At 62.3% G+C, this 25,165-nt stretch carries 26 protein-coding genes; 10 read left to right on the plus strand and 16 right to left on the minus strand.

Features of this window, described 5'->3' with window-relative positions; all coding sequences use genetic code 11:
* Nucleotides 1-185 precede the first annotated feature (185 nt).
* Nucleotides 186-1,136: an adenylate/guanylate cyclase domain-containing protein gene (locus YH63_RS04630; RefSeq protein ID WP_246658010.1), complete on the plus strand. Its 951-nt coding sequence runs from the start codon at nt 186-188 to the stop codon at nt 1,134-1,136.
* Between the two features lie 69 nt (nt 1,137-1,205).
* On the opposite strand, the gene YH63_RS04635 is transcribed toward YH63_RS04630, so the two are convergent.
* Entirely contained in the window at nt 1,206-2,360 is a 1,155-nt protein-coding gene (locus YH63_RS04635; RefSeq protein ID WP_046828618.1) for an ABC transporter substrate-binding protein, read from the minus strand.
* Nucleotides 2,361-2,674: 314 nt separating this feature from the next.
* Between YH63_RS04635 and pobA the strand changes: the two genes are divergently transcribed.
* Entirely contained in the window at nt 2,675-3,835 is a 1,161-nt protein-coding gene (gene pobA / locus YH63_RS04640; protein ID WP_046828617.1) for a 4-hydroxybenzoate 3-monooxygenase, read from the plus strand.
* A gap of 258 nt (nt 3,836-4,093) precedes the next feature.
* Entirely contained in the window at nt 4,094-4,537 is a 444-nt protein-coding gene (locus YH63_RS04645) for a PaaI family thioesterase (protein ID WP_046828616.1), read from the plus strand.
* 160 nt (nt 4,538-4,697) lie between these two features.
* On the opposite strand, the gene YH63_RS04650 is transcribed toward YH63_RS04645, so the two are convergent.
* Nucleotides 4,698-5,597 carry a LysR family transcriptional regulator gene (locus tag YH63_RS04650; RefSeq protein WP_046828615.1) on the minus strand — a complete coding sequence of 300 codons (900 nt, stop codon included), beginning with the start codon at nt 5,595-5,597 and terminating at the stop codon, nt 4,698-4,700.
* A gap of 108 nt (nt 5,598-5,705) precedes the next feature.
* Between YH63_RS04650 and YH63_RS04655 the strand changes: the two genes are divergently transcribed.
* Nucleotides 5,706-6,335, plus strand: a complete 630-nt coding sequence (locus YH63_RS04655; RefSeq protein ID WP_046828614.1) for a pyridoxamine 5'-phosphate oxidase family protein — start codon at nt 5,706-5,708, stop codon at nt 6,333-6,335.
* Between the two features lie 117 nt (nt 6,336-6,452).
* Here the strand turns inward: YH63_RS04655 and YH63_RS04660 are convergent, their stop codons facing one another.
* Complete coding sequence (locus YH63_RS04660; RefSeq protein ID WP_046828613.1) at nt 6,453-7,184, minus strand: glutathione S-transferase family protein; 732 nt, start codon at nt 7,182-7,184, stop codon at nt 6,453-6,455.
* 106 nt (nt 7,185-7,290) lie between these two features.
* Between YH63_RS04660 and YH63_RS04665 the strand changes: the two genes are divergently transcribed.
* The 4 genes from YH63_RS04665 to glnA all read left to right on the plus strand — a co-directional run bounded on the left by YH63_RS04665 (nt 7,291) and on the right by glnA (nt 10,172).
* Complete coding sequence (locus YH63_RS04665) at nt 7,291-7,989, plus strand: helix-turn-helix transcriptional regulator (protein ID WP_046828612.1); 699 nt, start codon at nt 7,291-7,293, stop codon at nt 7,987-7,989.
* Nucleotides 7,990-7,993: 4 nt separating this feature from the next.
* The gene (locus YH63_RS04670; protein WP_046828611.1) at nt 7,994-8,317 is read left to right on the plus strand and encodes a YkgJ family cysteine cluster protein; all 324 of its coding nucleotides are present in this window, start codon (nt 7,994-7,996) and stop codon (nt 8,315-8,317) included.
* 65 nt (nt 8,318-8,382) lie between these two features.
* Nucleotides 8,383-8,565: a hypothetical protein gene (locus tag YH63_RS04675; RefSeq protein WP_046828610.1), complete on the plus strand. Its 183-nt coding sequence runs from the start codon at nt 8,383-8,385 to the stop codon at nt 8,563-8,565.
* 176 nt (nt 8,566-8,741) lie between these two features.
* On the plus strand, nt 8,742-10,172 hold the full coding sequence (gene glnA, locus YH63_RS04680; RefSeq protein ID WP_046828609.1) for a type I glutamate--ammonia ligase: 1,431 nt from the start codon (nt 8,742-8,744) through the stop codon (nt 10,170-10,172).
* Nucleotides 10,173-10,199: 27 nt separating this feature from the next.
* On the opposite strand, the gene YH63_RS04685 is transcribed toward glnA, so the two are convergent.
* From YH63_RS04685 to YH63_RS04735, 11 genes are all read right to left on the minus strand, one after another.
* A complete protein-coding gene (locus tag YH63_RS04685; protein ID WP_046829755.1) occupies nt 10,200-10,604 on the minus strand; it encodes a hypothetical protein in 405 nt (134 codons plus the stop codon).
* Nucleotides 10,605-10,829: 225 nt separating this feature from the next.
* Nucleotides 10,830-11,711, minus strand: coding sequence for a haloalkane dehalogenase (locus YH63_RS04690; RefSeq protein ID WP_046828608.1), 882 nt, complete (start codon nt 11,709-11,711; stop codon nt 10,830-10,832).
* Nucleotides 11,708-12,139 (minus strand): nuclear transport factor 2 family protein, encoded by a 432-nt coding sequence (locus YH63_RS04695; protein WP_046828607.1) that lies wholly within the window; start codon nt 12,137-12,139, stop codon nt 11,708-11,710. The genes YH63_RS04690 and YH63_RS04695 overlap by 4 nt, the downstream gene beginning before the upstream one ends.
* Nucleotides 12,140-12,160: 21 nt before the next feature.
* On the minus strand, nt 12,161-12,856 hold the full coding sequence (locus tag YH63_RS04700; protein WP_046828606.1) for a nitroreductase: 696 nt from the start codon (nt 12,854-12,856) through the stop codon (nt 12,161-12,163).
* A 5-nt stretch (nt 12,857-12,861) separates the two neighbouring features.
* Nucleotides 12,862-14,106: an acyl-CoA dehydrogenase gene (locus YH63_RS04705; RefSeq protein ID WP_046828605.1), complete on the minus strand. Its 1,245-nt coding sequence runs from the start codon at nt 14,104-14,106 to the stop codon at nt 12,862-12,864.
* A gap of 14 nt (nt 14,107-14,120) precedes the next feature.
* A complete protein-coding gene (locus YH63_RS04710; RefSeq protein WP_046828604.1) occupies nt 14,121-15,248 on the minus strand; it encodes an acyl-CoA dehydrogenase family protein in 1,128 nt (375 codons plus the stop codon).
* 31 nt (nt 15,249-15,279) lie between these two features.
* Complete coding sequence (locus tag YH63_RS04715; RefSeq protein ID WP_046828603.1) at nt 15,280-17,154, minus strand: AMP-binding protein; 1,875 nt, start codon at nt 17,152-17,154, stop codon at nt 15,280-15,282.
* 56 nt (nt 17,155-17,210) lie between these two features.
* Nucleotides 17,211-18,020, minus strand: a complete 810-nt coding sequence (locus YH63_RS04720) for an enoyl-CoA hydratase/isomerase family protein (protein ID WP_046828602.1) — start codon at nt 18,018-18,020, stop codon at nt 17,211-17,213.
* A gap of 4 nt (nt 18,021-18,024) precedes the next feature.
* Nucleotides 18,025-18,783 (minus strand): SDR family NAD(P)-dependent oxidoreductase, encoded by a 759-nt coding sequence (locus YH63_RS04725; protein WP_137325113.1) that lies wholly within the window; start codon nt 18,781-18,783, stop codon nt 18,025-18,027.
* A 43-nt stretch (nt 18,784-18,826) separates the two neighbouring features.
* On the minus strand, nt 18,827-19,951 hold the full coding sequence (locus tag YH63_RS04730; RefSeq protein WP_046828600.1) for a CaiB/BaiF CoA transferase family protein: 1,125 nt from the start codon (nt 19,949-19,951) through the stop codon (nt 18,827-18,829).
* A 96-nt stretch (nt 19,952-20,047) separates the two neighbouring features.
* Nucleotides 20,048-20,770 carry a TetR family transcriptional regulator gene (locus YH63_RS04735; RefSeq protein ID WP_137325114.1) on the minus strand — a complete coding sequence of 241 codons (723 nt, stop codon included), beginning with the start codon at nt 20,768-20,770 and terminating at the stop codon, nt 20,048-20,050.
* Between the two features lie 139 nt (nt 20,771-20,909).
* Between YH63_RS04735 and YH63_RS04740 the strand changes: the two genes are divergently transcribed.
* Complete coding sequence (locus tag YH63_RS04740) at nt 20,910-22,082, plus strand: acetyl-CoA C-acetyltransferase (protein ID WP_046828599.1); 1,173 nt, start codon at nt 20,910-20,912, stop codon at nt 22,080-22,082.
* A 149-nt stretch (nt 22,083-22,231) separates the two neighbouring features.
* Nucleotides 22,232-23,785: an acyl-CoA synthetase gene (locus YH63_RS04745; RefSeq protein WP_046828598.1), complete on the plus strand. Its 1,554-nt coding sequence runs from the start codon at nt 22,232-22,234 to the stop codon at nt 23,783-23,785.
* A gap of 133 nt (nt 23,786-23,918) precedes the next feature.
* On the opposite strand, the gene YH63_RS04750 is transcribed toward YH63_RS04745, so the two are convergent.
* Entirely contained in the window at nt 23,919-24,641 is a 723-nt protein-coding gene (locus YH63_RS04750; protein WP_246658011.1) for a hypothetical protein, read from the minus strand.
* 16 nt (nt 24,642-24,657) lie between these two features.
* Nucleotides 24,658-25,119 (minus strand): Lrp/AsnC ligand binding domain-containing protein, encoded by a 462-nt coding sequence (locus YH63_RS04755; protein ID WP_046828597.1) that lies wholly within the window; start codon nt 25,117-25,119, stop codon nt 24,658-24,660.
* Between the last annotated feature and the right edge of the window lie 46 nt (nt 25,120-25,165).

Genomic DNA, 25,165 nt, shown 5'->3' on the forward strand with positions numbered 1-25,165 from the left:
GCGCATGAAATGTGCGACAGGGAGTATGGATCCCGGCCTTCGCCGGGATGACATCGTGTATGTGTTGTGGATTGGCAGTCTCTGGCTGATACTCGCTCCCGCAACATTTCGTGCGGGGGCACTCGGTCATGGATGCGCGGTCACAGCGAAAGCTGCGCTTTTTAGCAGCGATTCTCGGAACCGGAGTGCTTGGCGGAATCATCTTTGTTGCCGCTCACGTTGGCTTTTCGCCGCCACAACTTCTGATCGGCATCATTTACGGCATTCTGATCAGCGGAGCGATTGGCACGTTTGAGCTCCTCGCCTCATCCGGGCCGCTGCGAGACTGGCTGGGAAGCCTGCCGTTTAGTGCAAGTCTTGCGATTCGCAGCGCCTTCTACGCAACTGTGATCATTCCGGTGCAGTATTTCGATCTCGGCGTTCTGATCGCGGGCCTGACGCCGGACCCGAAGCAGGATGTCTGGACGCCCATTATCTTCTCCGGGGTATTTGCGGTCGCACTGAACCTGCTGTTCGCGATCGCCAACATCATTGGCCCGCGCGCCTTCCTTCATCTGGTAACCGGTCGCTATCACACTCCGGTTGAGGAACGCCGGTTCGTTCTGTTCGTTGATATTGCAGGCTCGACAACCCTTGCCGAGCGTCTCGGCAGTCTCGGAATCCATCGTTTCCTCGACAAGACATTCAGGAGCCTGACCGGGCCAATCATCGATTGCCGGGGCGAGGTTCTGAATTACGTCGGAGACGAAATCATCGTAACATGGTCAGAAGCTTCAGGCACAGTGGATTGCCGGCCGCTGCGTTGTTTCCTGTCGATGCGCGCGACGCTGCAAAAGCTTCAGGAGCGATTCGAAAAAGAATTCGGCGTGGCGCCGCGGATTCGCGGCAGCCTGCATTTCGGCCCCGTCATTGTCGGCGAGATCGGCGACATCAAGCGCGCCATCGTGTTCAACGGCGACGTCATGAACACGGCTGCCCGGCTCGAGGAACTCAGTCGCAATGTGGAAGGGGGCTTTGTCGCGTCACGCCCAGCCATCGACCGGTTCGAGTCCACGCTACCCGCCCCACTGCAAGATCTCGGCGTCCGGGAGATCCGCGGCAAGTCGGGTAGCATTGCTGTGATGGGCCTTGCATAGACATTCGCACACCAAACAAAAATGCCCGGCACGAGGCCGGGCATTCGTCAGAACGAAAGTTCGTCCCGCTTACTTCACGACTTCATACTTGCCGTTCTTCACGGTCAGGATGATGCGCGAGCGATCATCGGTGCCGAAACGGTTCTTGTCGGTGAAATTGTAGACACCCTGGCTGGCCGCGATTTCCTTTTCAGACAGCAGCGCTTGACGCAGTGCCTCGCGGAATTCCGGCGTGCCGGGCTTGGCTGTCTTCAAGGCGACCGGCACGACACGCTTCATGACTTCGAAGGCATCGAACATGTGGCCTGCGAACTGGCTCCGGGTGTTGGCGCCATACTTCTTCTCGTAGGCGGCGTTCAGGGCGAGACCCGGCTTCTTGGTCAGGGCGCTGTCGTCCTGGCCTTCCGGAGCCATCACCGGACCGGCGGCCATGATGACGCCTTCCGCCGACGGACCGGCGATGCGGATGAAGTCCATCGCCGCCGCTCCGTGGGTCTGGTAGATCAGGCCCTTGTAGCCGCGCTCGCGCAGCGCCGACTGCGGCAGCGCCGCGCCGGTGCCCGATGCGCCGATCAGGATGGCGTCGGGATTGGCCGCGACCAGCTTCAGCACCTGACCCGCCACCGAGGTGTCAGGACGCGCGTAGCGCTCTTCAGCCACGACCGTGATGCCGCCCATGGCACCGGTCTGGGTCTTCAGGTCGTTCAGCCACAGATCGCCGTAGGAATCCGAGAAGCCGATATAGCCGACGGTCTTGATGTTGTTCTTCTTCATGTGCTCGTAGAGCACCTTGCCCATGATCGGAACCGGCTGCGGCAACACGGCAGTCCACTTCTCGCGGGCCGGGGTGATCGGAATCGGCGCGAGGCTGAACTGCACCACGCCGACTTCGTTGGCGACGGTCGAGATCGCGATCGACGGTGGTGTGGTCGACGAGCCGATGATGATGTCGGCGTTGGATTCGGTCACGAACCGGCGCGCATTGGTGGTGGCCGCGGTCGGATCGCCGGCGTCGTCCAGAACGATGGTCTTGATCTTGGCGCCGCCGATCTCGGCCGGCACGAACTCCAGCGCGTTCTTCTCGGGAATGCCGAGCGCGGCCGCGGGGCCGGTGGTGCTGATGCTGATGCCGATGGTGATGTCCTGCGCAGCAGCAAGGGTCACGGCGCCCGGCAGCGTCACGGAAGCCGCCAATACCACGGCGGTCCAGGTTAGCTTTGTCATCAAGTCCTCCCTCAAAATACTCTTTTCAAGTTTCATTCAGTGACCGGCAAACGCGGCGGCACATTCTTTGCGGTGCACCATCGCGGCCGGAATTGCCGTCATTCAGATAGAAGTTGCCGGTCATTTGCAATGCCTGCCGCCCCTGCCATTGGTATGACAGTTAAGGCACTGGCGTTGAGCCGGGCCATTCAGCGAACCGCGGTTGCGGGCAGCTTTCGGCCCATGATCGACAGCCTTTTCGTATATTGTTATCTGGTATAATCAATTTTCGGCGACGGGCAAAACCCTATTCGCAAGGCCGGGAGTGACACAGGTTGCGGACACAGGTTGCCATCATCGGCGGAGGCCCGGCGGGGTTGCTGCTCGGACAATTGCTGCACCGCTACGGCATCGACAACGTCATTTTCGAGCGCAAGGACCGCGACTACATCCTGGCGCGGATCCGGGCGGGCGTGCTCGAACAGGGCACCGTCGGCCTGCTGGACGAGGTCGGTGTCTCCGCGCGGCTGCACCATGACGGTCTGGTTCATCACGGCATCGAATTGGCTTTCGGCGGCGCGCGTCACCGGATCGACATGACGAAAGCGACCGGCAAAACGGTAACCGTCTACGGGCAGACCGAAGTGACCCGCGATCTGATGGACGCGCGCCTCGCGGCAGGGCTCACCACCGTCTACAACGCCGACAATGCCAGCCTGCATGACTTTGATGGCGACCAGCCACGCGTGCGTTACGTCAAGGACGGCGTCAGCCACGAGGTCACCTGCGACTTCATCGCGGGCTGCGACGGCTTTCATGGCGTCAGCCGGCAAAGCGTCGAGCCAAAGGTGTACGAGCGCGTCTATCCGTTCGGCTGGCTCGGTCTCCTGTCGGAAACGCCGCCGGTGTCGCCGGAACTGATCTACAACAATCACGAGCGCGGGTTCGCGCTGTGCTCGATGCGCTCGTCTCACCGCAGCCGCTACTACCTGCAATGCGCGCTCGACGATCACATCGACAACTGGCCCGACGACAAGTTCTGGGACGAACTGAAGCGGCGGCTGGACCCGGAAGCCGTCGATCATCTCGTCACGGGACCGTCGATCGAAAAGAGCATCGCGCCCCTGAGAAGTTTCGTCGCCGAACCGATGCGGTTTGGCCGGCTGTTTCTGGCCGGCGACGCCGCGCATATCGTGCCGCCGACGGGCGCCAAAGGTCTCAACCTCGCCGCTAGCGATGTGCATTACCTCTCCACGGCACTGCGCGAATTCTACGCGGACAAGTCCGCCGCCGGCATCGACGACTATTCGCGCCGCGCGCTCAGCCGGGTCTGGAAGGCCGAACGCTTCTCGTGGTGGATGACATCGATGCTGCATCGTTTTCCCGGCACCGACGAATTCAGCGCGCGCATCCAGCGCGCGGAGCTGAGCTATCTGGTCGAATCCGACGCCGCGAAAACCTCGCTGTCGGAAAATTACGTCGGTCTGCCGTACTAGCTTCGATCTCTCATCGTCATGCCCGCGCTTGTCGCGGGCATCCACGTCTTCCTTTGATAATTCAAGACGTGGATGGCCGGGACAAGCCCGGCCATGACGCGTATTCTTGCGGGGAGAGGTGAAGCACAGATGACGTCGCTGCCGTTTCAAACATCCATCGGCATTACGTTTCAAACTTGATTTCGAATGATCGCTGTTGTTGCGTGCTCTATGGTGATGAGCGCACACAACATACGGCGCATGATCTGAAAGACAGCAATGGCAACGACCGATACTCCCGTCAGCATTCCAGCCGTTATCCCCGACGGCTTCGCGCGCCACCCGCGGCGCAGTCCGCTCACCGAGCCCTGGGAGCCGATCTATTTCAAAGCGACGCCGGATGCCTACATTCTAGGACTGCGTCTCGCCGAAGCACACACCAATTCGCGCGGGTTGATTCATGGCGGGCTGATCGCTGCGCTGGCCGACAATGCGATGGGATTGAGTTGCGGCCTCAAGGCGGGCAACCTTCTCGGACTTGTCACCGTGAACCTCTCGGTCGATTTTCTTGGTTCGGCGAATATCGGACAGTGGCTTCAGATCGACACTAACTTTATGAAAATCGGCGGGTCGATCTGCTTCGCACAATGCCTCGTCACCGCCGACGGTGAACCTAGCGCGCGGGCCAACGCGACTTTCAAGATCGCCCGGAAGAAATCTTAGGGCGATGAACGGATTCCCGCCACACGTGAGATCGTCATCACCGGGCTTGTCCCGGTGATCCACGTCTTTCTTGCCGGCGTAAACAAGTCGTGGATGGCCGGGACAAGCCCGGCCATGACGACCCGTAATGTTGCGCCCTATGCGTGCAATAATTCAACAGCTACGCCGTCCCGAAACGCCAGTTCGCCTGCGCGATCACGAGATCGGCGAAGGCCCTGACTTTCGCCGACAGCAGCCGTGAGGTCGGGTACACCAGATGGATCGGCATCGGCGGCAGTTCATACTTCGCCAGCACGATCTTCAGCCGGCCCGCTTTGAGCGACTCCGCCACCTGATAGGCCAGCACGCTGATCAACCCGCCGCCCTGCTCGGCGTGAAGCACCGCGGCATCGGTGCTGTTGGTGGCGAAGCGCGACGTGTTCGGCACGCGAAACTCACGGCCATTCTCGGTGAAACGCCACTCGGACAGGGACGTCGCGCCGGAGAATTGAATGACCTCATGGCTGGCAAGATCGGATGGCTTCGACGGCGTGCCGTGAACTTTAAGATAACGCGGCGAAGCAACCACGATCCGCCGCATATCGCCCACGGTGCGCGCGACCACGCTGGAATCCGCCAGATGCCCGATGCGCACGGCAAGATCGACGCCTTCATCCACCAGATTGACCATCCGGTCCGACAGGCGGAGTTCGGCGCTCACCTCCGGATATTTTTTCAAGTAAGCCGACATGATCGGGCCGACATGGAGTCGTCCGAACATCAGCGGCGCGGAAACCACGAGCCTGCCCGATGGCTGGGTGCGTTCGGCCTGTGCCGATGCCTCGGCTTCCTCGACGTCGCCGAGAATCCGCCGCGCCCGTTCGAGATAGCGCGCACCGACATCGGTCAGTGTCACCGATCGCGTGGTGCGCTGAAGCAGCCGCGCGCCGAGATGATTTTCAAGACTGGCGATCAGCCGCGTCACGGCCGAGGCCGACAGCCCGAGTTTGCGGGCGGCAGGCGCGAATCCTTCGAGATCCGCCACGGAAACAAAGGCGCGCATGGCATCGATACGGTCCATGGCATTATTTCATATCCTGCAATGATGAACTGTCAACGTCGGTGATTATGTCAGCGCTCCACTGGCCTAAATGAGGGCTATCCTGCCGACCGGACACGGAGGTCCGCCATGACAACCGCCCCCACCTATTCCAGCGACGTCGCCTTTACACCCGCCGTGAAAGCCATTCAGGCCCGCAAGGGTTCACGCGGTGGCTATGCTCACATGGAAGAAGACCGTGGCGGCTTTCGCACCGAAATCGACGGGTCCCTTGCCGCTTTCATCGGCGAGCAGACCAGTTTCTTCCTGGCAACCGCGAACGCCGACGGACAGCCCTATATCCAGCACCGCGGCGGGCCGGCGGGCTTCATCAAGATTCTCGACAAGACCACACTGGCCTTCGCGGACTACAAGGGAAACCGGCAATACGTCACGCAAGGCAATCTCAGCGAGAATCCGAAGGCATACATTTTCCTGATCGACTATGTGAACCGGCGCCGGATCAAGATCTGGGGTGAAGCGCGGGTGGTCGAGGACGATCCGGCGCTGACCGACGCGCTGATGCCGAAGGATTACAAGGCCAAGCCTGAACAGGCGATCCTGTTCAAGATTGCCGCGTGGGACAGCAATTGCCCGCAGCACATCCCGATGAAGTTCGACGCCGCCGATGTCGCGGCTGCGGTAGCCGCACGCGACGAGCGCATCGCCGAGCTTGAGGCGGAAGTGGCGCAGTTGAAGCAGCGGACGACAACGGGTTGAAACCCGTCATTGCGAGCGAAGCGAAGCAATCCAGGCCTTTAAGCAGCGATACAGAAGGAACTGGATTGCTTCGTCGCAAGTGCTCCTCGCAATGACGGCGAACATTGCATCATGTTGCTACGCTGCCACCGCTTCCTCGCGCTGCCACGCATGCTCCGGATAGTAGCGCGCCATCATGCGATCGACGTAAGCAACGAGATTGGAGAACTCCAGTGCGTGCTGACGCAGCGGTGAATCGAAGAACGGCGTCAGCAGGCCGGCCAGCGCGGCGAAAGCCGTCGCGTCCACGCCGCTGGGACGTTCGCCCATCAGATAGGGCTTCCAGCCGAGCAGCATCGACAGTGCGGACAGCGAGCGCACGCCGAGCTCGGTGATTTCCTCCGGCGTATGGCGGGCCAGCCCCGCGATCCGCATGGTGTCCGCGACCCGGCCGCGGACATCCTCGCGCAATGCATCGCGAATATTCTCGGGCGCTCCGTCGAAGAAATGTGCCGGTCCCTTCGCGAAATTCTCAGGGATCAACCAGCGCGCATAGCCTGACGCCCAGTTGAAATGATTTTCGATCATCCGCTCGATCGCCCAGGCTTCCGCCCGCTGACGCTCGTCGAGCGCGGCATCGAGATCGAAGCCATGAGTCTTTTCGAGATGCAGGCGGATGAAGGTGGAATCGGCCACCCGCGCGTCGCCGTCGTCGATATAGGGCAACTGCCCCTTCGGCGAATGGTCCGGCATCGCTTGCTGCTTGACATAGGCGAGGCCCGCCATCTTGAGCTGAACCTCGGTCTTGGTGACGTAAGCGCTGATTTCGGGGAGGCCGAAGCCGGGGCCAAAGCCGTACAGGGTGATCATGGGAGCATCCTTTGCGCGTTGAAAAGATGCGTGTTTGTAGATACCCCCTGCTGCCACCATACTGTCAGCAGCAAACCGGCCCCTGGCCAAGGCTAAGAGACCGCGAATGAGGCGCGCCGACCGGCTGTTCCAGATTATCCAGGTGCTCCGGCGCACCCGCAAGCCGCTGACCGCCGAGGCCATCGCCAGGGAGCTGGAAACCTCCAAGCGCACAATTTACCGCGACATCGCTACCCTGATCGGCCAGCGCGTCCCGATCCGGGGCGAGGCCGGCACCGGCTATGTGCTGGAAAAGGGTTTCGACATGCCGCCCCTGATGCTGACGCCCGACGAGATCGAGGCGGCGGTGCTGGGCGCGCAGTGGGTGGCGGGCCGGGCCGACCCGGTGCTGGCGAAGGCGGCACAGGACCTGATCGCCAAGATCGTCGACACCGTCCCGGAACGGTTGCAGCCGCTGGCGCTCGAACCCGCCAGTGGGACGCCGCCGAAATGGGACCTGCCGCCGGAGAGCATCGATATGACGCAATTGCGCGCGCATATCTATGCCAGCAAGAAAATCCTGCTGCACTACCGCGACGAACAGGGCCGCGACACTGAACGCACGGTCTGGCCGATCGCGGTCGGCTATCTCGAAACCGTCCGGATGCTGGCGGCGTGGTGCGAGCTGCGAAAGGACTTTCGCAGCTTCCGGATCGACCGCATGACAGAAGCCCTGTTCCTCGACGAGAAATACCCCGAGCGGCGGGCCGCGTTGCGGGCAAAGTGGATGCAGAGCTTTTCGCTCAACAACGTGCGCGAGCGCTGATGTCATGATCGCAACCGATAATCCCTGCCAAAGCTGCGGCGCCTGCTGCTCTTATTCGAGCAACTGGCCGCGCTTCACGGTGGAAGACGACGACGCGCTCGATCTCATTCCCGAAAAGTTCGTCAATGACCGGCTGTCCGGGATGCGCTGCGACGGCGACCGCTGCACGGCGCTCACCGGCAAGGTCGGGATCTCGACCGCCTGCGGGGTTTACGCGGTGCGGCCCGAGGTGTGCCGCACCTGCATGCCGGGCGATCCGGAATGCGGGATGGCCCGGCGGCGGTTCGGGCTGCCGGAACTCGCGGCGGGTTCGGCTGGCCCTGAATAGTCGGGAACTAATGTTCCCTTCAGGCGTCAATCCGTTCAGCCCCTGAGCAAGAGGAGCATGACGCCATGCGAGAAATCGAAATCCACAACTATGCGCGGCAACTAATGGAGGCGCATGGTCCGCGGGCGATTGCGGAGGCCGCGCAAAGGGCAACCGAGTGCGAGGCGGAAGGCAAGCTTGAGCTGGCAAAGGACTGGCGGCATGTCGAGGACGCGCTGAAAATGATGCGCGGGCCGCACCAGAGCTGAAGCTGTCGGCTCGCAGGTAACGGATTTTCTGAACGCAGACTTTGCGACGCCGGATCGAAGTCAGCGCGGCGGAGCGTGTCGCGAAGCATCCTGCATGGATCACGGTCGCGCGGTCGTCCAACAGCGGACGGCAGCGTGATTTACAAGGAATCACTCTCAGCTGCAGGAGTGAAGCCATGGTTCCGAAACGCGCAACAGCTGAAGATACCCTCAAGACGATCAAGGACCAGAAGGTCCAGATGATCGATCTGCGGTTCACTGATTTGCCGGGGGTCTGGCAGCATTTTTCCATCCCGCCGAGCGCGGTGAGTGCCGATGCCCTCAGTGAGGGCATCGGATTCGATGGCTCATCGATCCGCGGCTTCCAGGAGATTCAGGAAAGCGACATGCTGGTCGTGCCCGACCCGACGACCGCCTTCATCGACCCTTTCACTCCGGCAACGACGCTCGTCCTGATCTGCAACATCCGGGACCCGGTAACCGGTCAATCCTATAGTCGCGACCCGCGCTATATCGCCCAGAAGGCCGAGATATACCTGAAGGGTAGCGGCACCGCCGACACGAGCTATTTCGGCCCGGAGGCGGAGTTCTTCGTCTTCAACGACGTGCGTTATGGACAAGGCATCAACTACGCCTTCCACGAAATCGATTCCAGCGAAGGCAGCTGGAACACCGGCAAGAAGGAAGCGCCGAATCTGGGCCACAAGCCACGCCCGAAAGAGGGATACTTTCCGGTTCCGCCGACCGACAGCATGCAGGCTCTCCGCACCGAAATGGTGCTGACGATGGAGTCGCTGGGGATCGCGATCGAAGCCCATCACCATGAAGTTGCGACCGGCGGCCAAAACGAAATCGACATGCGCTTCACGACGCTCACCCGCATGGCCGACAACCTGATGATCTACAAGTACGTGGTCAAGAACACCGCGCACCAGCACGGCATGACGGCGACGTTCATGCCCAAACCGCTGTTCGAGGACAACGCCTCCGGAATGCATGTGCATCAAAGTTTGTGGAAGGGCGAGACCAATCTGTTTTACGGCAAGGCGGACTACGCCGAGTTGAGCGAGCTTGGCCGCTACTACATCGGCGGGCTTCTGACGCACGCCTGGGCTTTATGCGGACTTTGCGCCCCGACCACGAATTCCTACCGGCGCCTGGTGCCGGGGTACGAAGCGCCCATCAACCTGGTCTACTCCCAGCGTAACCGCTCGGCGTGCTGCCGAATTCCGATGTATTCGCCGAACCCGCGGGCGAAACGCGTCGAGTTCCGTTCGCCGGACCCCTCGTGCAATCCCTATCTCGCCTTCGCCGCGATGCTGATGGCCGGCCTCGACGGCGTTGAGAAGCGCATCGATCCGGGCAGACCGATCGACAAGAATCTTTATGATCTGCCGCCTGCCGAAGCAAAGGAGGTGAAATCGACGCCCGGATCGCTGGATCAGGCGCTTGATGCACTCGAACGCGATCACGCGTTCCTGCTGCGCGGCGATGTATTTACCCGCGACGTGATCGAAACCTGGCTCGATTACAAACGAAAGAAAGAGGTCGATGCCATCCGGCTTCGCCCCCATCCGCACGAGTTTCATCTCTACTATGATATCTAGCGCACGTTCCGGCAAAATCGCGGCGGCTTATGCCGGCATCGCCGCGAGTTCGCTGTCGTCGTCGAGGTCATCGGCGATCGGGGCGAACGTGCTGAGCGGCTTGGTCGACAGGGTGATGTTGCGGCGGCTGCCGTAGGCAGATGCGGAGGGTGTCGCTGACGGCGCTTCCCGCGACATCGCGAACAGCGTCGACCCGACGATGCCGCCCTGCTCCACCAGATCGCGCTCTGTGCAGGTCGCGGCGATCGCGAGGCTCATGCCGTGCAGATGCGCGCGCTTGTAGCAGAACAGCGCCAGCATGGCTCTGACGTCCGACGATACCGATTCCACAAGCTGAGGAAGGCCATGTTCGCTCGCTCGGTACAGGCTTCCGAGCATTTCGTCGCCCACCGGGCAGACATCGTTCTCAAAGGCTTCGCGGCTGGACAACATTGGATATCTCCCCAGCACATGATCCGCCAGTATGGACGGCTTGGCGGAAAAATCATGCGCCATTCGTTTTTGGAAGATGCAATGCAAATTCCTAACGCAAGGTTAACCACGCGCCCCGGTTCGTCCGCGGTGTTCATTGAATGTTAGAGAGATGGAACCGGGCAGACGACGCGCGAATCAACCGATGATTCGGCAAAGGCAGACAGGGAGGCATCGTTCGAAGCCCTAGACGCGCTTGTCCTTGATCCAGCCTGCGATGGCGCGGCCGATGGCCGGCCCGGAATCTTCCTGAACGAAATGGCTGCCGGGAACGGTCACCTCGGTCTGGTTGTTCCAGCCGCGGCAGAACTCACGCACCTGGCCGATCAGGATCGCGCCGGGCTCGGCGTTGACGAACAACTTCGGGATATCGTTCTGCGCCATCCACTTGGCGTAAGCATCGACGATGGCGACCACATCGGCGGGTTCACCGCCAATGGGAATCTGGCGCGGCCAGGTCAGCGTCGGCCAGCGGTCCTCGCGATTGAGGAACGGCTTGCGATATTCCGTCATCTCGGCGTCCGACAGCTTGCGCAGCACCGATCCCGGCAGCACCCGCTCAATGAACAGGTTGCGGTCGAGGATCATCTGCTCGCCCTTGTCGGAGCGGAAGCCCAGGAACACCGGCGTCGCCGCCTCGCTCCACTCGTCCCAGCCGGCGACCGGACGGACGATGCCTTCCATGTAGACGATGCCGCGCGCACGGTCGCGGTGCTGGTTGGCCCAGTCGAAACCGAGCGCCGAGCCCCAGTCGTGAATCACCAGCAGGACTTTTTCGTTCGGTCCGATCACGGCATCGATGAAAGCCCACAGATGATCGCGGTGGGTGGTGAAGCGATAGGTGTCGGGCTTCACATCCGGCAGCTTGCCGGAATCGCCCATGCCGATCAGATCGGGCGCGATCAGGCGGCCCTGACCTTCAAGTTCGGGAATGACATCGCGCCAGAGGTAGGACGAGGTCGGATTGCCGTGCAGGAACAAGATCGGCGCGCCCTCGCCGCGCTCGTGATAGGCCATGCGGTGGCCGAACACATCGACGAACTTCTTTGCGAGCGCCTGTTCGGTCATGGCGCTCCTTGCGACAGCAATTGATCGATCAGGGCCTGATCCTGATCGTAGACCCAGCACTCATGCAGCCGGTCCTCGCGGATCGTATACACAAGCAGCCGCTGCACGTCCGTGGTCTTGCCGTCATGGCTGAATTGCTCGCTGGCCAAAACCGCACCGCGCTCCGGACCGGCCATGATGTGATCGACACTGATCAGCTTGCGGCGGGTGCGCTTGCGGAATTCTTCCAGCACGGCGAGGCATGCAGCCTTGCCCCTGTGCACGCCCGACAGTGGATTGTTGCCTGCATAATAGAGCGTGAATTGCTCGTGGTAGCAGTCACGGATCGTCGGAAAATCACCCGCGGCCCAGGCCGTCGCGTAACGTGTGACGACGCGGCGGACCTGCTCGGCCGCCGCCGCGTCTTCGGTCGCCTTCATGTCGGCCATCGCAACTTCCTTCTAGCGAACTTATTCGCCGATAAAGGTCACCGCCTCCGGAATGCTCGCGCGGTTGGTGCGATAGCTGTTGGCGAGATGCGCCGTATCGGGATAGCCGAACGAAATGCCGCAAACCACGCGGCGGTCCTCGCCGACGCCGAGATGCTTGCGCACCACGTCGGCGTGTCCGGCCAGCGCCGCCTGCGGAATGGTCGCAAGACCCGCAGCCTGCGCCGCGAGCATGAAGTTGCCGACATAGCCGCCGCAATCGATCGCGCCGTAGATGCCAAGCGCCTCATCACTGGTGATGATCGCCACATGCGGCGCGCCGAAGAAGCGGAAGTTCTCCAGCATCTGCTTGTTGTATGCCGCCTTGTCGCCGCGCTGGATGCCGAGCGCGTTGTAGAGCTGGAAACCGCTTTCGCGGCGGCGATCGAGATAGACGCCCTGGTATTCGCGCGGAAACGGAAAATCCGTCACCGGCGGCGCGCGTTCGCTCGCCGCCCTGTACATCGCCTCGCCGAAAGCCCTCACCGCATCGCCGGAGAAGATCGTCACCTGCCACGGCTGGCTGTTGCACCATGACGCGGTTTTCTGTGCAGCAGCCAGCACGCGTTCGATGGTCGCGCGCGGCACAGCCTCCGGTTTGAACGCGCGGCAGGAATACCGCGCGGCCAGGAGCTTCTCCACGACGTCGATGTCGCGGCTGTCGGGTTGGGCAAGCATGGCTCTCAGCGCCCTTTGGTCGGAATCGCGTTGAAGGGGACATCCTTGTCGACGCGGATGTCACCCGGCAAGCCTAGCACGCGCTCCGCGATGATGTTGCGCAGGATTTCGTCGGTACCACCTGCTATGCGATCCGACGGCGAGCGCAGCAGGATCGACTGGAACTGGCCGGCGATCGACGGGCTGTCCGCATCGGTCAGCGCGCCGGACGCGCCCTGAAGATCCATCGCGAACATCGCAATGTCCTGCAGCATCGTGCCGGCCACGAGCTTGCCGATGGAATTTTCCGGACCCGGCCGCTCGCCGCGCGACAGCGCCGAGATCGAACGATAGCTGGTGTACTTGAGACCGCTGGCCTTGACCGCCCAGCCTGCGAGCTTCGAGCGCACGTTCTTGTCGTCGATAGCCGGACCGTCTTCGAGCATCAGGTCGTTGCAGAATGCGAACAGCTCCGGGAAGCCGGTCGATTGCCGCGCGCCGATCGACATGCGCTCGTTCATCAGCGTGGTGAGCGACACGTTCCAGCCGTCACCGACCTTGCCGAGGCGCTGCGAGTCCGGAATCTTCACGTCGGTGAAATACACCTCGTTGAACTCCGACTGGCCGTTGGCCTGCTTGATCGGCTTGACCACGACGCCCGGCGATTTCATGTCGAGCCAGAACATCGTCAGGCCCTTGTGCTTGGGCTGGGTCGGATCGGTGCGCGTGATGACGATGCCGTAATCGGAGAAATGCGCGCCGGTGGTCCAGACCTTCTGGCCGTTGATGATCCAGTCGTCGCCCTTCTTTTCCGCGCGGGTGCGCAGGCCGGCGACGTCGGAGCCTGCTGACGGCTCGGAGAACAGCTGGCACCAGACGTGTTCACCGGAGGCGAGCGGCGGCAGATATTTCTTTTTATCGGCATCACTGCCGAACGCCATCATGGTCGGCCCGCACATGCCCTGCCCGATCAGAAAGACGCCCTCAAGCTTGCCGTAGAAACCTTCCTCCTGCTGCCAGATCACGCGTTCGATCGGCGTCGCGCCGCGGCCGCCGAATTCCTTCGGCCAGTGCAGACAGGCCCAGCCGGCGGCAGCCTTCTTCGTTTGCCACTTCTTGGATTCTTCCAGGATGTCACGATTTTTCAGCTTGATGCGGCCGACGGTCGGCTGCGACAACTCAGCTTCGAATTCCTTCGGCGCGTTGGCCTGAATCCAGGCACGGGCTTCAGCGCGGAACGCGGCTTCCTGCGGGGTGTCATCGAAATTCATGTGAATGATCCTTCTTAAGAAGCGTTGCGGAAGCGCATGCGGTCGATCAACTGGTTTTCCCAGTAGGTCAGGCTTCCGAGCGACAGCGCGAGCACGTTGGCGCGCCGGTAATACAGATGGCAGTCGAACTCCCAGGTGAAGCCCATGCCGCCATGCACCTGAATGTTGTTCTTCGAACAATGCTGGAACGCCTGCGTCGCGCTGATGCGGGCGGTCGCCGCCGCTTCCGGCAATTCGCCGGCATCGGTCGAAAGCGCCCACGCGCCGTAGTAGCAATTGGAGCGCGCCAGCGTTGCCGAGACGTACATGTCGGCGAGAATATGCTTCACCGCCTGGAACGACCCGATCGGCCGGCCGAACGCGACGCGGTCGAGCGCGTAGTCGCGGCCCATCTCCAACGCGCGATCGGCACCGCCGACCTGCTCGAACGCCATCAGCACCGCTGCGCGGTCGAGCACGCGGGTCAGAATGTTCCAGCCTTCGGCAGTGTTACCGAGCGGCTCCGCCTTGGCGCGATCGAACGTGATCTCAGCCTGGCCGTGCGCCTGATCGAGGTTGGCGAGAGGCTTGCGCGTCACGCCATCTCCGGTCAGATCGACGATGAACAGACCGATGTCGGCTTCGCGTCCGGTCGAGCCAGTGCGCGCCGCGACGATGGCGAAATTCGCAATCGCGCCGTCCGCCACCGGCGTCTTGGTGCCGGACACCGCGCCCTGCGACGCGCTGACCTTGATTGCCTTGTGCGACGGATTGCCGACGCCCTCGAACAGCGCCAGTGTGCCAATGGCTTCGCCCGAGGCGATCTTCGGCAGCCACTTCGCTTTCTGCGCATCGCTGCCGGCGAGCATGATCGCTTCCGCCGCGAGATAGATCGTCGACGAGAACGGCACCGGCGCCAGCGCGCGGCCGATTTCCTCGGCGATCACGCACAGTTCGAGATGTCCCGCGCCCGCGCCCCCGAATTCCTCCGGGATCGCAACGCCGAGGAAGCCCATCTCTGCGAGACCCTTCCACAGCGCCTTGTCGTAGGGCGCGTTTCCTTCCAGCACGGCGCGTACCGCTTTCGGCGGCGATTGCTCAGTGAGGTAGCGCCGCGCCTGATCGCGCAATTGCTTCTGGTCTTCCGAGAATTCAAAGTTCATCTGGTTTTGACTCGTGTTGTGAACGTGAAAGTTATCCGAGAACGATGACGTCCGGTCCCGGCTGGTCTGCATAAAGCTGTTCGACAAGCGCGGCGCGGCGCTCAAGCCCCGCCCGCTGGTTGATGTAGCCCTTGTCGGTGAGTTCATTGCCGTCGATGGACGGCGGCTCCGTCATCAGCATCGCGCGCGCAATTCTGAGGCTGCTCGATCCGCCGCTGGCCTTGTTGTGGGCCAGCAGACCGTCGCGCAGATGCGCGCAAACCTTGGGATGATTCACCACCGTGTCCATCGATGCGTCCATGTCGCCGATCAGGCGGCGGCAGGCGTCGAGATTGGGCCACACCAAGAGACCGATAAACGGACGGTCTTGTCCTGCAACCAGTGCATCCTGCACCACCGGCGATGCCGCGGCGATCGCATCGGTGCGCAGCGAGCCGACCTGAACAAAGGTGCCGGTCGTCAGCTTGAAGTCCTCAACCACGCGGCCGGAGAAGATCAGGCCCTGCTTGGGGTCTTCCGGATCGACGAATACACCGGCATCGCCGATGCAATAGAAACCTTCGTCATCGAATGCGGCTTCGGTGAGATCGGGGCGCCCAAAATAGCCGGGCGTGACATTGACGCCGCGCAGGCGCAGTTCGTATTTCGGCCCTGCCGGAACCAGCTTGAGCTCGACGCCGGGAAACGGCAATCCGATCAGGCCGACGCGCTCGGTGTCCCAATAAGTGCCGGTGGAGGTCGGCGCGGTCTCGGTCGATCCCCAGCCGGTGTAAAACACAAAGCGCTCGCCGGTGGTGCGGATCGCCAGCGCCTGGATCCGGTCATAGAGATCGTCCGGCAACCGCGCGCCGCCGTAAGCGACCAGTCCAAGGTTCTTGAAGAACGAGCGGCACAGCGCATCGTCCTTTTCCATCACCGCCGCCAGCGCCGCGTAGCCCGCCGGAACGTTGGCGTAATAGGTCGGCGAAATCTCGCGCAGGTTGCGCAGGGTTTCCTCGAACTGACCCGGCACCGGACGGCCGTCATCGATATAGAGCGTGCCGCCTTCGGTCAGCGCCACATTGAACAGCGCATTGCCGCCCATGGTGTGATTCCACGGCATCCAGTCGAGATAGATTCCGTCCGGCGCGTCATCCGGGCGCGGCCGCACCTGCATCATCATGCGGGCATTGGCGCACATCATCTTCTGGGTGTTGATAACGGCCTTGGGCATGCCGGTCGAGCCCGAGGTGAACAGCAGCTTGCCGACGGTATCCGGCGTGATCTGCGCAATCGACGCCGCGACCGCTGGCGTCACCGGCGTCGCCGCGAGATCGGCATAGGCCGCGCTCTTGATGCTGGCGGCCGCGCGATCGACATGGATCACCGTGATGCCGGTGAGATCGAGTGCGGCGAGCGCTTTCTCGAACACCGCGCCATCCTGCACCATCACCACAGCCGGCTTCACCAGGCCGAACAGGAATTTCAGCTTGGCGTGATCCTGACTCATCAGCGAATACGCCGGCGACACCGGCGCCACCGGAACCCGCGCCTGCATCGCCGCCTGCGTCATCAGCGCATGCTCGATGGAATTGCCGCTCAGGATCGCCACCGGACGCCCATCCGGGATATTCATGTTGAGTAGTGCCTGCGTCAGCGCATCGACGGTGCGCTTCGCCGCGCCGTAAGACACCTTGAACCACTGCCGCTCGGGACCACGGCGCTGCGCCAGCCAGATATGATCGGGGCGCTCCGCCGCCCATTTCGCCAGCGAGGCCGGAATGTGGGGTTCATACGGATCGAGCGGAATGCGGGACTTCAGAACGATCACGCCATCGGCCCGACGCTCCACCGCGATGTCACGCGGCAGCCAGTCGATCTTCCGGAATGCGGGCTTCGTTAGCACTGCTGCCGTCTCCGCGTTCACTTCGCTTCTCCCTTGAACGTGGCCTCTTGTGAGGCCTTCTGTTTGTTCGTTCGCAACTACATATTGCGATAAATCGGCTTCCTCTTCTCCAGAAAGGCGCGCACGCCTTCCTTGAAATCCTCGGACCGCGACGTCAGCACCTGATTGCGGTCTTCCATCGCGATCACGGCCTCGATGGACGACGCATCGACGCTCATGTTGAGGCACCCCTTGGAGAGCCGCAGGCCGAGCGGCGACGCCGCCAGCATGGATTCAATGTAGGGCGCAGCCGCCGCATCAAGCTCGCTGTCGTCGACGACTTCGGACACAAGGCCAACGGCATGCGCACGATCCGCATGGATGAAGCGTCCGGTCAGAATCAGTTCCGACGCCACCGACACGCCGACAAGGCGCGGCAGGAAATAGCTGGTGCCGATATCGCAGCCGCCAAGACCCAGACGAATGAATGCGCAGTTCATCCGCGCCGACTTCGCAGCGATGCGGATGTCGGCCGCAAGCGCCAACGCGAAACCGCCGCCCGACGCCGCGCCCTGCACCAACGCTATGATCGGCTGCGGACAACGCCGCATCAGCATCACGATGTCGGCGATCGAGCGCTGGTGATCGAGCGCATCGGCGACGCTGGCCGGCGGCGCACCGGGCGGACGCCGGCTCATCGCCTCCTTGAGATCGAGGCCGGCGCAGAACGCCCGGCCCGCGCCTTTCAGCACGACGATCCGGGTGCGCTTGCTGCGCGCCAGATCGCCGAAGTACTGACTCAGTGCATCGACCAACTGATCGTCGAGCGCGTTCAGGCTGTCCGGGCGATTGAGGGTCACCCAGTCCACACCGTCGGCATGCTCGACAAGCAGAGGCGTTGCAGTCATGGCGCTACCGGGGCGCCATGCGGATCGCGCCATCGAGGCGGATCGTTTCGCCGTTCAGCATCGGGTTCTCGACAATTGCAACCGCCAGCTGGGCATACTCGCTCGGATCGCCGAGACGCGCCGGATGCGGCACCTGCGCGCCGAGGCTCTTCTGCGCTTCTTCCGACAGGCCCATCAGAAGCGGCGTCAGGAACAGGCCGGGCGCGATGGTCATGACGCGGATGTTGAGCGAAGCAAGATCGCGCGCCACCGGCAGCGTCAGTCCGACGATGCCACCCTTCGACGCCGAATACGCCGCCTGGCCGATCTGGCCGTCAAAGGCAGCGACGCTGGCGGTGTTGATGCACACGCCGCGCTCTTCGCCAATCGGTGGTGCGGTCTGCATGCGCTCGGCGACGAGCCGGATGCAGTTGAACGAGCCGATCAGGTTGACCTTGATGATGCGCGAGAAATGATCGAGCGGATAGGCACCGTTCTTGCCGACGGTCTTCACCGCACCGCCGATGCCGGCGCAGTTCACCAGCACGCGGATGGTGCCGTGCGCGGCTTCAGCCTTCGCGATGGCTTCCTTGACCGGTGCTTCTTCCGACACGTCGCCGACCAGCGCGAGCCCCTTGATTTCGGCGGCGACCTTCTCGGCGCCTTCCTTGTTCATGTCGATGACGGCGACCTTCGCGCCCTTCGCGGCCATCGCGCGTGCGGTTGCCGCGCCCAAGCCTGAGCCGCCGCCGGTGATGAGTACTGAAACATCCTTGAGCTGCATAAGTCGTTTTCCTTAGATGACGGATTGTTAAGTCGTAAAGACTTCAGGACGCTTTCGCGGTGGCCGTCTGCGACCACTGCGAAAGGATTTCGGCGGCATCGACCGGCGGCACGGCCGGCGATCCCTGAATGTTCGATGGCGTGCGCGAGAAGCGCGGCGCGGGCGCCGGCTGCACATGGCCATCGACATTGAGGAAGGTCTGACGCGCGGCGAGATGCGGATGTGACGGCGCATCGAACAGTCCGCGCACGGCGGCGGCACAGGCATCCGATCCTTCCAGAATCGCCGCCCATTCATCGCGCGTCTTGCTCTTGAACAGCGCGGTCATTTTCTCATGCAGGTGCGGCCAGCCCTTGCGATCCATCTGCGCGTCGTAACAATCCTCATCGAGCCCGGCGAGCTTGCGCAACTCCGCATAGAACTGCGGCTCCAGCGCGCCGATCGCCATGAAGCCACCGTCCTTGCACTCGTAGGTGCGATAGAACGGCGCGCCGCCATCGAGCAGATTGGTGCGCGGCTGATCGGTCCAGCGCCCGGTCGCCTTCATGCTGTGGAACATGGTCAGCATGCTCGAGACGCCGTCGCACATCGCGGCATCCACCACCTGACCCTTGCCCGAGGCGCGCGCCTCGATCACGCCGGCGAGGACGCCAACGACGAGATACAGCGCGCCGCCGCCGTAATCCCCCACAAGATTCAGCGGCGAGACGGTTTCACCGTTGGCGGCGCGGAATGAATCCAGCGCGCCGGTGATGGCGATGTAGTTGATGTCGTGGCCCGCCGCCTGCGCCAGCGGACCTTCCTGACCCCAGCCGGTCATGCGGCCATAGACCAGTTTCGGATTGCGCTTGAGCACGACGTCCGGCCCGAGGCCGAGGCGCTCCATCACCTGCGGCCGGAAACCTTCGATCAGCACGTCCGCCGCGCCAATCAGATCGAGCGCTTGAGTAATGTGAGCCGGATTCTTCAGATCGAGCTCGATGACGCGGCGGCCGCGATTGACGAAATCCCGCACATCGCGCTTGCCCTGTCCGGGCCGCGCGATCGACACAACGTCCGCACCCATGTCGGATAGCAGCATCGAGGCGAACGGCCCCGGTCCGATGCCAGCGAATTCAACCACGCGCACGCCACGCAGCGGACCTGTTGCCGCCGAACGATCCTTCATTGTGTTTCTCTCCCGAACTCAAGTCTTCTTGTTGCGCGCCGGATCCGGCTTGGCAGAAATTCAGACGCGCTGCTTATTTGATGTGGCCTTGTCTTATCATGTCTTGGCGGTGGACGGTCTCTCCGTGTCCGACGGCATGGCAGCCTTGTCGGTCAGCAATCCGCCGAGAAACAGCGTCGTCATGTGGCCGATATACTGGCGCCGCACCTCGTCGGTAATGCCTTTCGATCCGAGGAACCGCGCATTCATCTGGCGGCCGTAGAACAGGTTGTCGCACGCGCCGTTGAGGCTGATGTAGAACAGCGCCGGATCGACCTTGCGGAATTCACCCGCCTCAACGCCCTGTTCGAGCAGCCCGCGCACGAAATCGAACAGCGGGTTGATGAAAAAGCGATGGACTTCCTTCGACGTCTCCTCGCTGCCCTGATGCAGCAGCAGATGAATCAGCCGGCTCAGATACGGCACGCGGTAATAGGCGTTGATGATGCCGGCGATATGCCGCCGCATCTTTTCCGTCGGCGAAATCGGCTGATCGAGCACGAAGGCCAGATTGGCCATTTCCGAAGCGGCATCGCGCGCCAGCAGCGCCAGCAGCAGACCATCCTTGTTGCCGAAGTGATACTTCACCAGCGCGGCGTTCACGCCTGACTTCTGCGCGATTTCGCTCAGCGACACCTCGGTCGAGTTCCGCTCGATCATGAGATCGCCCGCGGCCACCAGCAATTTCGCAGCGGTCGCGTTCATCGGCGCGGTGTCCTTGTCGGGAACCTGCTTCGATGGCGGCCGGCGCGGCGCTTTGGCGGTCAAGGTCGGTGACATGCGCGGTCTCGAGGACATTGTGAGCCTCCAGCTAACCTGATGATCGGGCCGCGCTCAAGAGTTAATTGACCGATTGACTAAATCTCGCGTCGTGCTTTTATCGCGCCCAACTGAAAACAAGCCAACAGGGAGCACCGCCATGGCTGAAGCCTATATCGTCGCCGCCGCCCGGACCGCAGGGGGACGCAAGGGAGGCCGCCTCGCAGGCTGGCATCCGGTCGATCTCGCAGCCTCGGTACTGGATTCGCTGGTCGATCGCACCGGCGTCGATCCCGCCCAGGTCGAAGACGTTATTATGGGCTGCGTCATGCAGGCCGGCGAACAGTCGAACAACGTCGCCCGCAACGCCGTGATGGCCTCGAAGCTTCCGGAAAGCGTGCCCGGCACCTCGGTCGACCGTCAGTGCGGCTCGTCGCAGCAGGCACTGCACTTCGCAGCACAAGCGGTGATGGCCGGCTCGATGGACATCGTGATCGCCGCCGGCGTCGAAGGCATGACCCGCGTGCCGATGGGGCTTCCCGCCACGCTCGCCGCCAAAAACGGCTTCGGCAACTACTACAGCCCGAACATCCAGGCGAAATATCCGAACATCCAGTTCAGCCAGTTCACCGGCGCCGAAATGATGGCGGAGAAGTACGGCCTCGCGAAGGAAGAACTCGATCAGTATTCCTATCAGAGCCACCAGAAGGCGATCGCGGCCACACAGGCCGGCGCGTTCAAGGATGAAATCGTTCCGCTCAAGATCACCCGCGCCGATGGTTCGACCGACACCCACAACATCGACGAAGGCATTCGCTTCGATGCAACCATCGACGGCATCCGCGGCGTCAAGACGATTGCCGAGAACGGCAAGCTCACCGCCGCCAGCGCCAGCCAGATCTGCGACGGCGCGTCAGGCGTCATGATCGTCAACGAGAAGGGCCTGAAGGCGCTCGGCATCGCGCCGCTGGCGCGCATTCATCACATGACCATGATCGGCGGCGATCCCATTATCATGCTGGAAGCGCCGCTGCCCGCGACCCACCGCGCGCTGAAGAAGGCCGGCATGAAGATCGACGATATCGATCTGTTCGAGGTCAACGAAGCCTTCGCCTCGGTCCCGACGGCATGGCTCAAGGACACCGGCGCCGACCCGTCGCGGCTCAACGTCAATGGCGGCGCGATCGCGCTCGGCCATCCGCTCGGCGGCTCCGGCACCAAGCTGATGACGACGCTGGTCAACGCACTGAAGCAGCGCAACAAGCGCTACGGTCTCCAGACCATGTGCGAAGGCGGCGGCATGGCCAACGTCACCATCATCGAACGGCTGTAACAAAAGGCTTTTGAAAGGGCGGGTTCATCACCCGCCCTTTTTTGTGCCGGCGGTCCATCAACCGCCGCGCCGGACTTTTCAAAGCTCACCCAACGAGCGGCACAAGCCGCCGGAGCATCGCAACACCGAGGAAACGCCCAGGGAGTTCTATGTCTCATCCTTCGATTCACGCCCAGTCGACACCCGACAAGATCGCCTACCAGATGGCCGGCAACGGCGACGCCATCACCTACCGCGATCTCGACCGCCGCTCCAATCAGGGCGCGCATCTGTTCCGTTCGCTCGGCCTGAAGCAGGGCGATCACATCGCGCTGCTGATGGAAAACACCATCGCCTTCATGGAGATCTGCTGGGCGGCGCAGCGCAGCGGACTCTATTACACGGCCATCAGCCGCTATCTCACCGCCGACGAGATCGCCTACATCGTCAAGGATTGCGGCGCGCAGGTCGTGATCACCTCGCCGAAATGCATCGATTCGATCGCGCCGCTGCTCAGCGACGCACCGGGCGCGCCGCATTTCTTCATCACCGGCGCGGCTCAGGGCGGGTTCAAGTCATGGGACGACGCGCTCGCGGCGCAGCCCGCGACGCCCATCGCCGACGAATCCGCCGGCTACGACATGCTGTATTCATCCGGGACCACCGGGCGACCCAAAGGCATCAAGCGCCCGCTCACCGAACCGTCCATCCTGGTGCCTAATCCGCTGCTCAAACTGCTCTGCTCGACCATGTGCGGCATGAACGAGACCAGCGTGTATCTGTCGCCCGCGCCGCTCTATCACGCGGCTCCGTTAAGATTCAACATGATGTGCGGCGCGCTCGGCGGCACCTCGATCGTCATGGAGTCGTTCGACGCCGAGGAATTCTTAGCGCTGGTCGAAAAGCACAAGGTGACACAATCGCAACTGGTGCCCACCATGTTCGTGCGCATGCTCAAGCTGCCGGACGATGTGCGCACCAAATACGACACTTCGACGCTGAAAGGCGCGGTGCATGCCGCCGCGCCCTGCCCCGCCGACGTCAAGGCGAAGATGATCGACTGGTGGGGGCCAGTGCTGATCGAGTATTACGCAGGCTCTGAGGGCAACGGCGTCACCGTCTCCACCTCGAAAGACTGGCTCGCACATCGCGGCACCGTCGGTCGCGCCGTCGTCGGCGAACTCAAGATTCTCGACGACGATGGACACGAACTGCCAGTCGGCGAAACCGGCACAGTGTATTTCGCCGGCGGCCCTCAATTCGCTTATCACAACGACACCGACAAGACGCAGCGTGCCTACAACGACCGCGGCTGGTCGACCCTCGGCGATGTCGGTTATCTCGACAACGACGGCTTTCTCTATCTCACCGACCGCAAGGCCTACATGATCATTTCCGGCGGGGTGAATATCTACCCGCAGGAAACCGAGGACGTGATGATTTCGCATCCTGCGGTGGCGGACGTCGCGGTGTTCGGCGTTCCGAACGAGGAAATGGGCGAAGAGGTCAAGGCTGTCGTCCAGCCACACGATATGTCACGCGCCGGCAAGGAACTTGAAGCCGAACTGATTTTGTTCTGCCGCAAGCATCTGTCGCCGATCAAATGCCCGAAGAGCGTGGATTTCGAAGCCGAACTGCCGCGCACGCCCACCGGCAAGTTGGTGAAGCGTCATCTGCGCGACAAGTACTGGGCGAAGGTGAAGAAGACACCCGCGCAGGCGTGAACTCTCACTCGTCATTGCGAGCGAAGCGAAGCAATCCAGAGCTACACAAAAGGACTGGATTGCTTCGTCGCTGCGCTCCTCGCAATGACGGCAAGAGATTCCCGTCGGAGCAAGCAGGCCCCATAGACGAGCCTCACTCTTCCTTCAGCCACTGCTCCACGAGCATGACATCGGGCGGCTGGAGGTAGCGTGTCGTCCACATGTCGACGGCCCACTCCATCCGGCTTTGCTTTTCAACAATCACCGCGGTGTTGTGTGGCAGTTGCATCGCCAGGATGTTGCCGCGATAGCGCGGATTGCCGACGGTGTGGTGCTTCAGCAGGCCCCATTCCTGCAGCACCAGCAGCAGGCTCGACACGTTGCGGGTCGAATCCCAGCAATCGAAATTCTTCGCATCCGCTCCGCTGCGGATATCGGCGCGGGCGATGCGCGTGGTGGTACCGAGGGTCGGGCCCACCTTGCGGTCGAACCACATCACCGCCTTCTGGATCGCGGCGCGCTCGGCGATCGCGGAGGCCTTGCCCGCCACGATGATCTGGACCAGCGCCTTGCGGTCTGCCGCGGTGAAATCAAGCTCGATGCGGCGACGGCACACAAAGCCGTAGCAGACCGTCATGGTCTGCGCCGTAGGCGGACTGGTCGACACCGATGTGTAGAGTTCGCTCTGCTGCGGCGTAAGCTGCATGGCGGATGCGGGCTGCGCCGCAAGCGCAACTCCGAACGCAACCGCCGCTGTTGCAACGCTGCGGAACCTGAAAGGGAGATGGAACAACGCGCGATCCTGAAAAGCCAGCTTCGCAGAACTATGGCGGATTTCGCGCACGATCAACAGCCCGCCAAGCTGGCCGCTCAACATTCATGTGAACAGCCGATCACACCGGCAACGGCGCGTCGCGCTTGACTTCCTCCATGACGGCATAGGTTCGCGTCTCACGCACACCCGGTAGGGCCAGCAATGTCTCGCCGAGGAACCGGCGATACGCCGTCATGTCGGCGACACGCGCCTTGACGAGATAATCGAAACCGCCGGCCACCATGTGACATTCCAGCACTTCCGGCGCGAGCCTCACCGCTTCGGCAAAACGCTCAAAGACGTCCGCTGTGGTCTTGTCGAGCAGCACCTCCACGAACACCAGAAGGCCCAAACCCAGCCGGTGCGGATTGAGCCGTGCGCCGTAGCCCTCGATGAAACCGTCGCGCTGCAGCCGTTTCAGGCGCTCGCCGATGGATGTCGGCGACAGGCCGATGCGCTCCGCCAGTTCGACATTGGCGATCCGGCCGTCGGCCTGAAGAATATCGAGTATTTTCCGGTCAATTTTGTCTATTTCGCTCATTTTTCCATAATTCTTCACTTTATACCGAATTATGTAAGGCAAAATC

It is taken from the genome of Afipia massiliensis (assembly GCF_001006325.2).
Taxonomy (GTDB): domain Bacteria; phylum Pseudomonadota; class Alphaproteobacteria; order Rhizobiales; family Xanthobacteraceae; genus Afipia; species Afipia massiliensis_A.

What these genes read in the sequence shown, in the direction of transcription:
- YH63_RS04635 (WP_046828618.1), bottom strand. Translation starts at nt 2,360, where the DNA reads ATGACAAAGCTAACCTGGACCGCCGTGGTATTGGCGGCTTCCGTGACG.
- YH63_RS04645 (WP_046828616.1), top strand. Translation starts at nt 4,094, where the DNA reads ATGGCAACGACCGATACTCCCGTCAGCATTCCAGCCGTTATCCCCGAC.
- YH63_RS04650 (WP_046828615.1), bottom strand. Translation starts at nt 5,597, where the DNA reads ATGGACCGTATCGATGCCATGCGCGCCTTTGTTTCCGTGGCGGATCTC.
- YH63_RS04655 (WP_046828614.1), top strand. Translation starts at nt 5,706, where the DNA reads ATGACAACCGCCCCCACCTATTCCAGCGACGTCGCCTTTACACCCGCC.
- YH63_RS04660 (WP_046828613.1), bottom strand. Translation starts at nt 7,184, where the DNA reads ATGATCACCCTGTACGGCTTTGGCCCCGGCTTCGGCCTCCCCGAAATC.
- YH63_RS04665 (WP_046828612.1), top strand. Translation starts at nt 7,291, where the DNA reads ATGAGGCGCGCCGACCGGCTGTTCCAGATTATCCAGGTGCTCCGGCGC.
- YH63_RS04670 (WP_046828611.1), top strand. Translation starts at nt 7,994, where the DNA reads ATGATCGCAACCGATAATCCCTGCCAAAGCTGCGGCGCCTGCTGCTCT.
- YH63_RS04675 (WP_046828610.1), top strand. Translation starts at nt 8,383, where the DNA reads ATGCGAGAAATCGAAATCCACAACTATGCGCGGCAACTAATGGAGGCG.
- glnA (WP_046828609.1), top strand. Translation starts at nt 8,742, where the DNA reads ATGGTTCCGAAACGCGCAACAGCTGAAGATACCCTCAAGACGATCAAG.
- YH63_RS04685 (WP_046829755.1), bottom strand. Translation starts at nt 10,604, where the DNA reads ATGTTGTCCAGCCGCGAAGCCTTTGAGAACGATGTCTGCCCGGTGGGC.
- YH63_RS04690 (WP_046828608.1), bottom strand. Translation starts at nt 11,711, where the DNA reads ATGACCGAACAGGCGCTCGCAAAGAAGTTCGTCGATGTGTTCGGCCAC.
- YH63_RS04695 (WP_046828607.1), bottom strand. Translation starts at nt 12,139, where the DNA reads ATGGCCGACATGAAGGCGACCGAAGACGCGGCGGCGGCCGAGCAGGTC.
- YH63_RS04700 (WP_046828606.1), bottom strand. Translation starts at nt 12,856, where the DNA reads ATGCTTGCCCAACCCGACAGCCGCGACATCGACGTCGTGGAGAAGCTC.
- YH63_RS04705 (WP_046828605.1), bottom strand. Translation starts at nt 14,106, where the DNA reads ATGAATTTCGATGACACCCCGCAGGAAGCCGCGTTCCGCGCTGAAGCC.
- YH63_RS04710 (WP_046828604.1), bottom strand. Translation starts at nt 15,248, where the DNA reads ATGAACTTTGAATTCTCGGAAGACCAGAAGCAATTGCGCGATCAGGCG.
- YH63_RS04720 (WP_046828602.1), bottom strand. Translation starts at nt 18,020, where the DNA reads ATGACTGCAACGCCTCTGCTTGTCGAGCATGCCGACGGTGTGGACTGG.
- YH63_RS04725 (WP_137325113.1), bottom strand. Translation starts at nt 18,783, where the DNA reads ATGCAGCTCAAGGATGTTTCAGTACTCATCACCGGCGGCGGCTCAGGC.
- YH63_RS04730 (WP_046828600.1), bottom strand. Translation starts at nt 19,951, where the DNA reads ATGAAGGATCGTTCGGCGGCAACAGGTCCGCTGCGTGGCGTGCGCGTG.
- YH63_RS04735 (WP_137325114.1), bottom strand. Translation starts at nt 20,770, where the DNA reads ATGTCACCGACCTTGACCGCCAAAGCGCCGCGCCGGCCGCCATCGAAG.
- YH63_RS04740 (WP_046828599.1), top strand. Translation starts at nt 20,910, where the DNA reads ATGGCTGAAGCCTATATCGTCGCCGCCGCCCGGACCGCAGGGGGACGC.
- YH63_RS04745 (WP_046828598.1), top strand. Translation starts at nt 22,232, where the DNA reads ATGTCTCATCCTTCGATTCACGCCCAGTCGACACCCGACAAGATCGCC.
- YH63_RS04750 (WP_246658011.1), bottom strand. Translation starts at nt 24,641, where the DNA reads ATGTTGAGCGGCCAGCTTGGCGGGCTGTTGATCGTGCGCGAAATCCGC.
- YH63_RS04755 (WP_046828597.1), bottom strand. Translation starts at nt 25,119, where the DNA reads ATGAGCGAAATAGACAAAATTGACCGGAAAATACTCGATATTCTTCAG.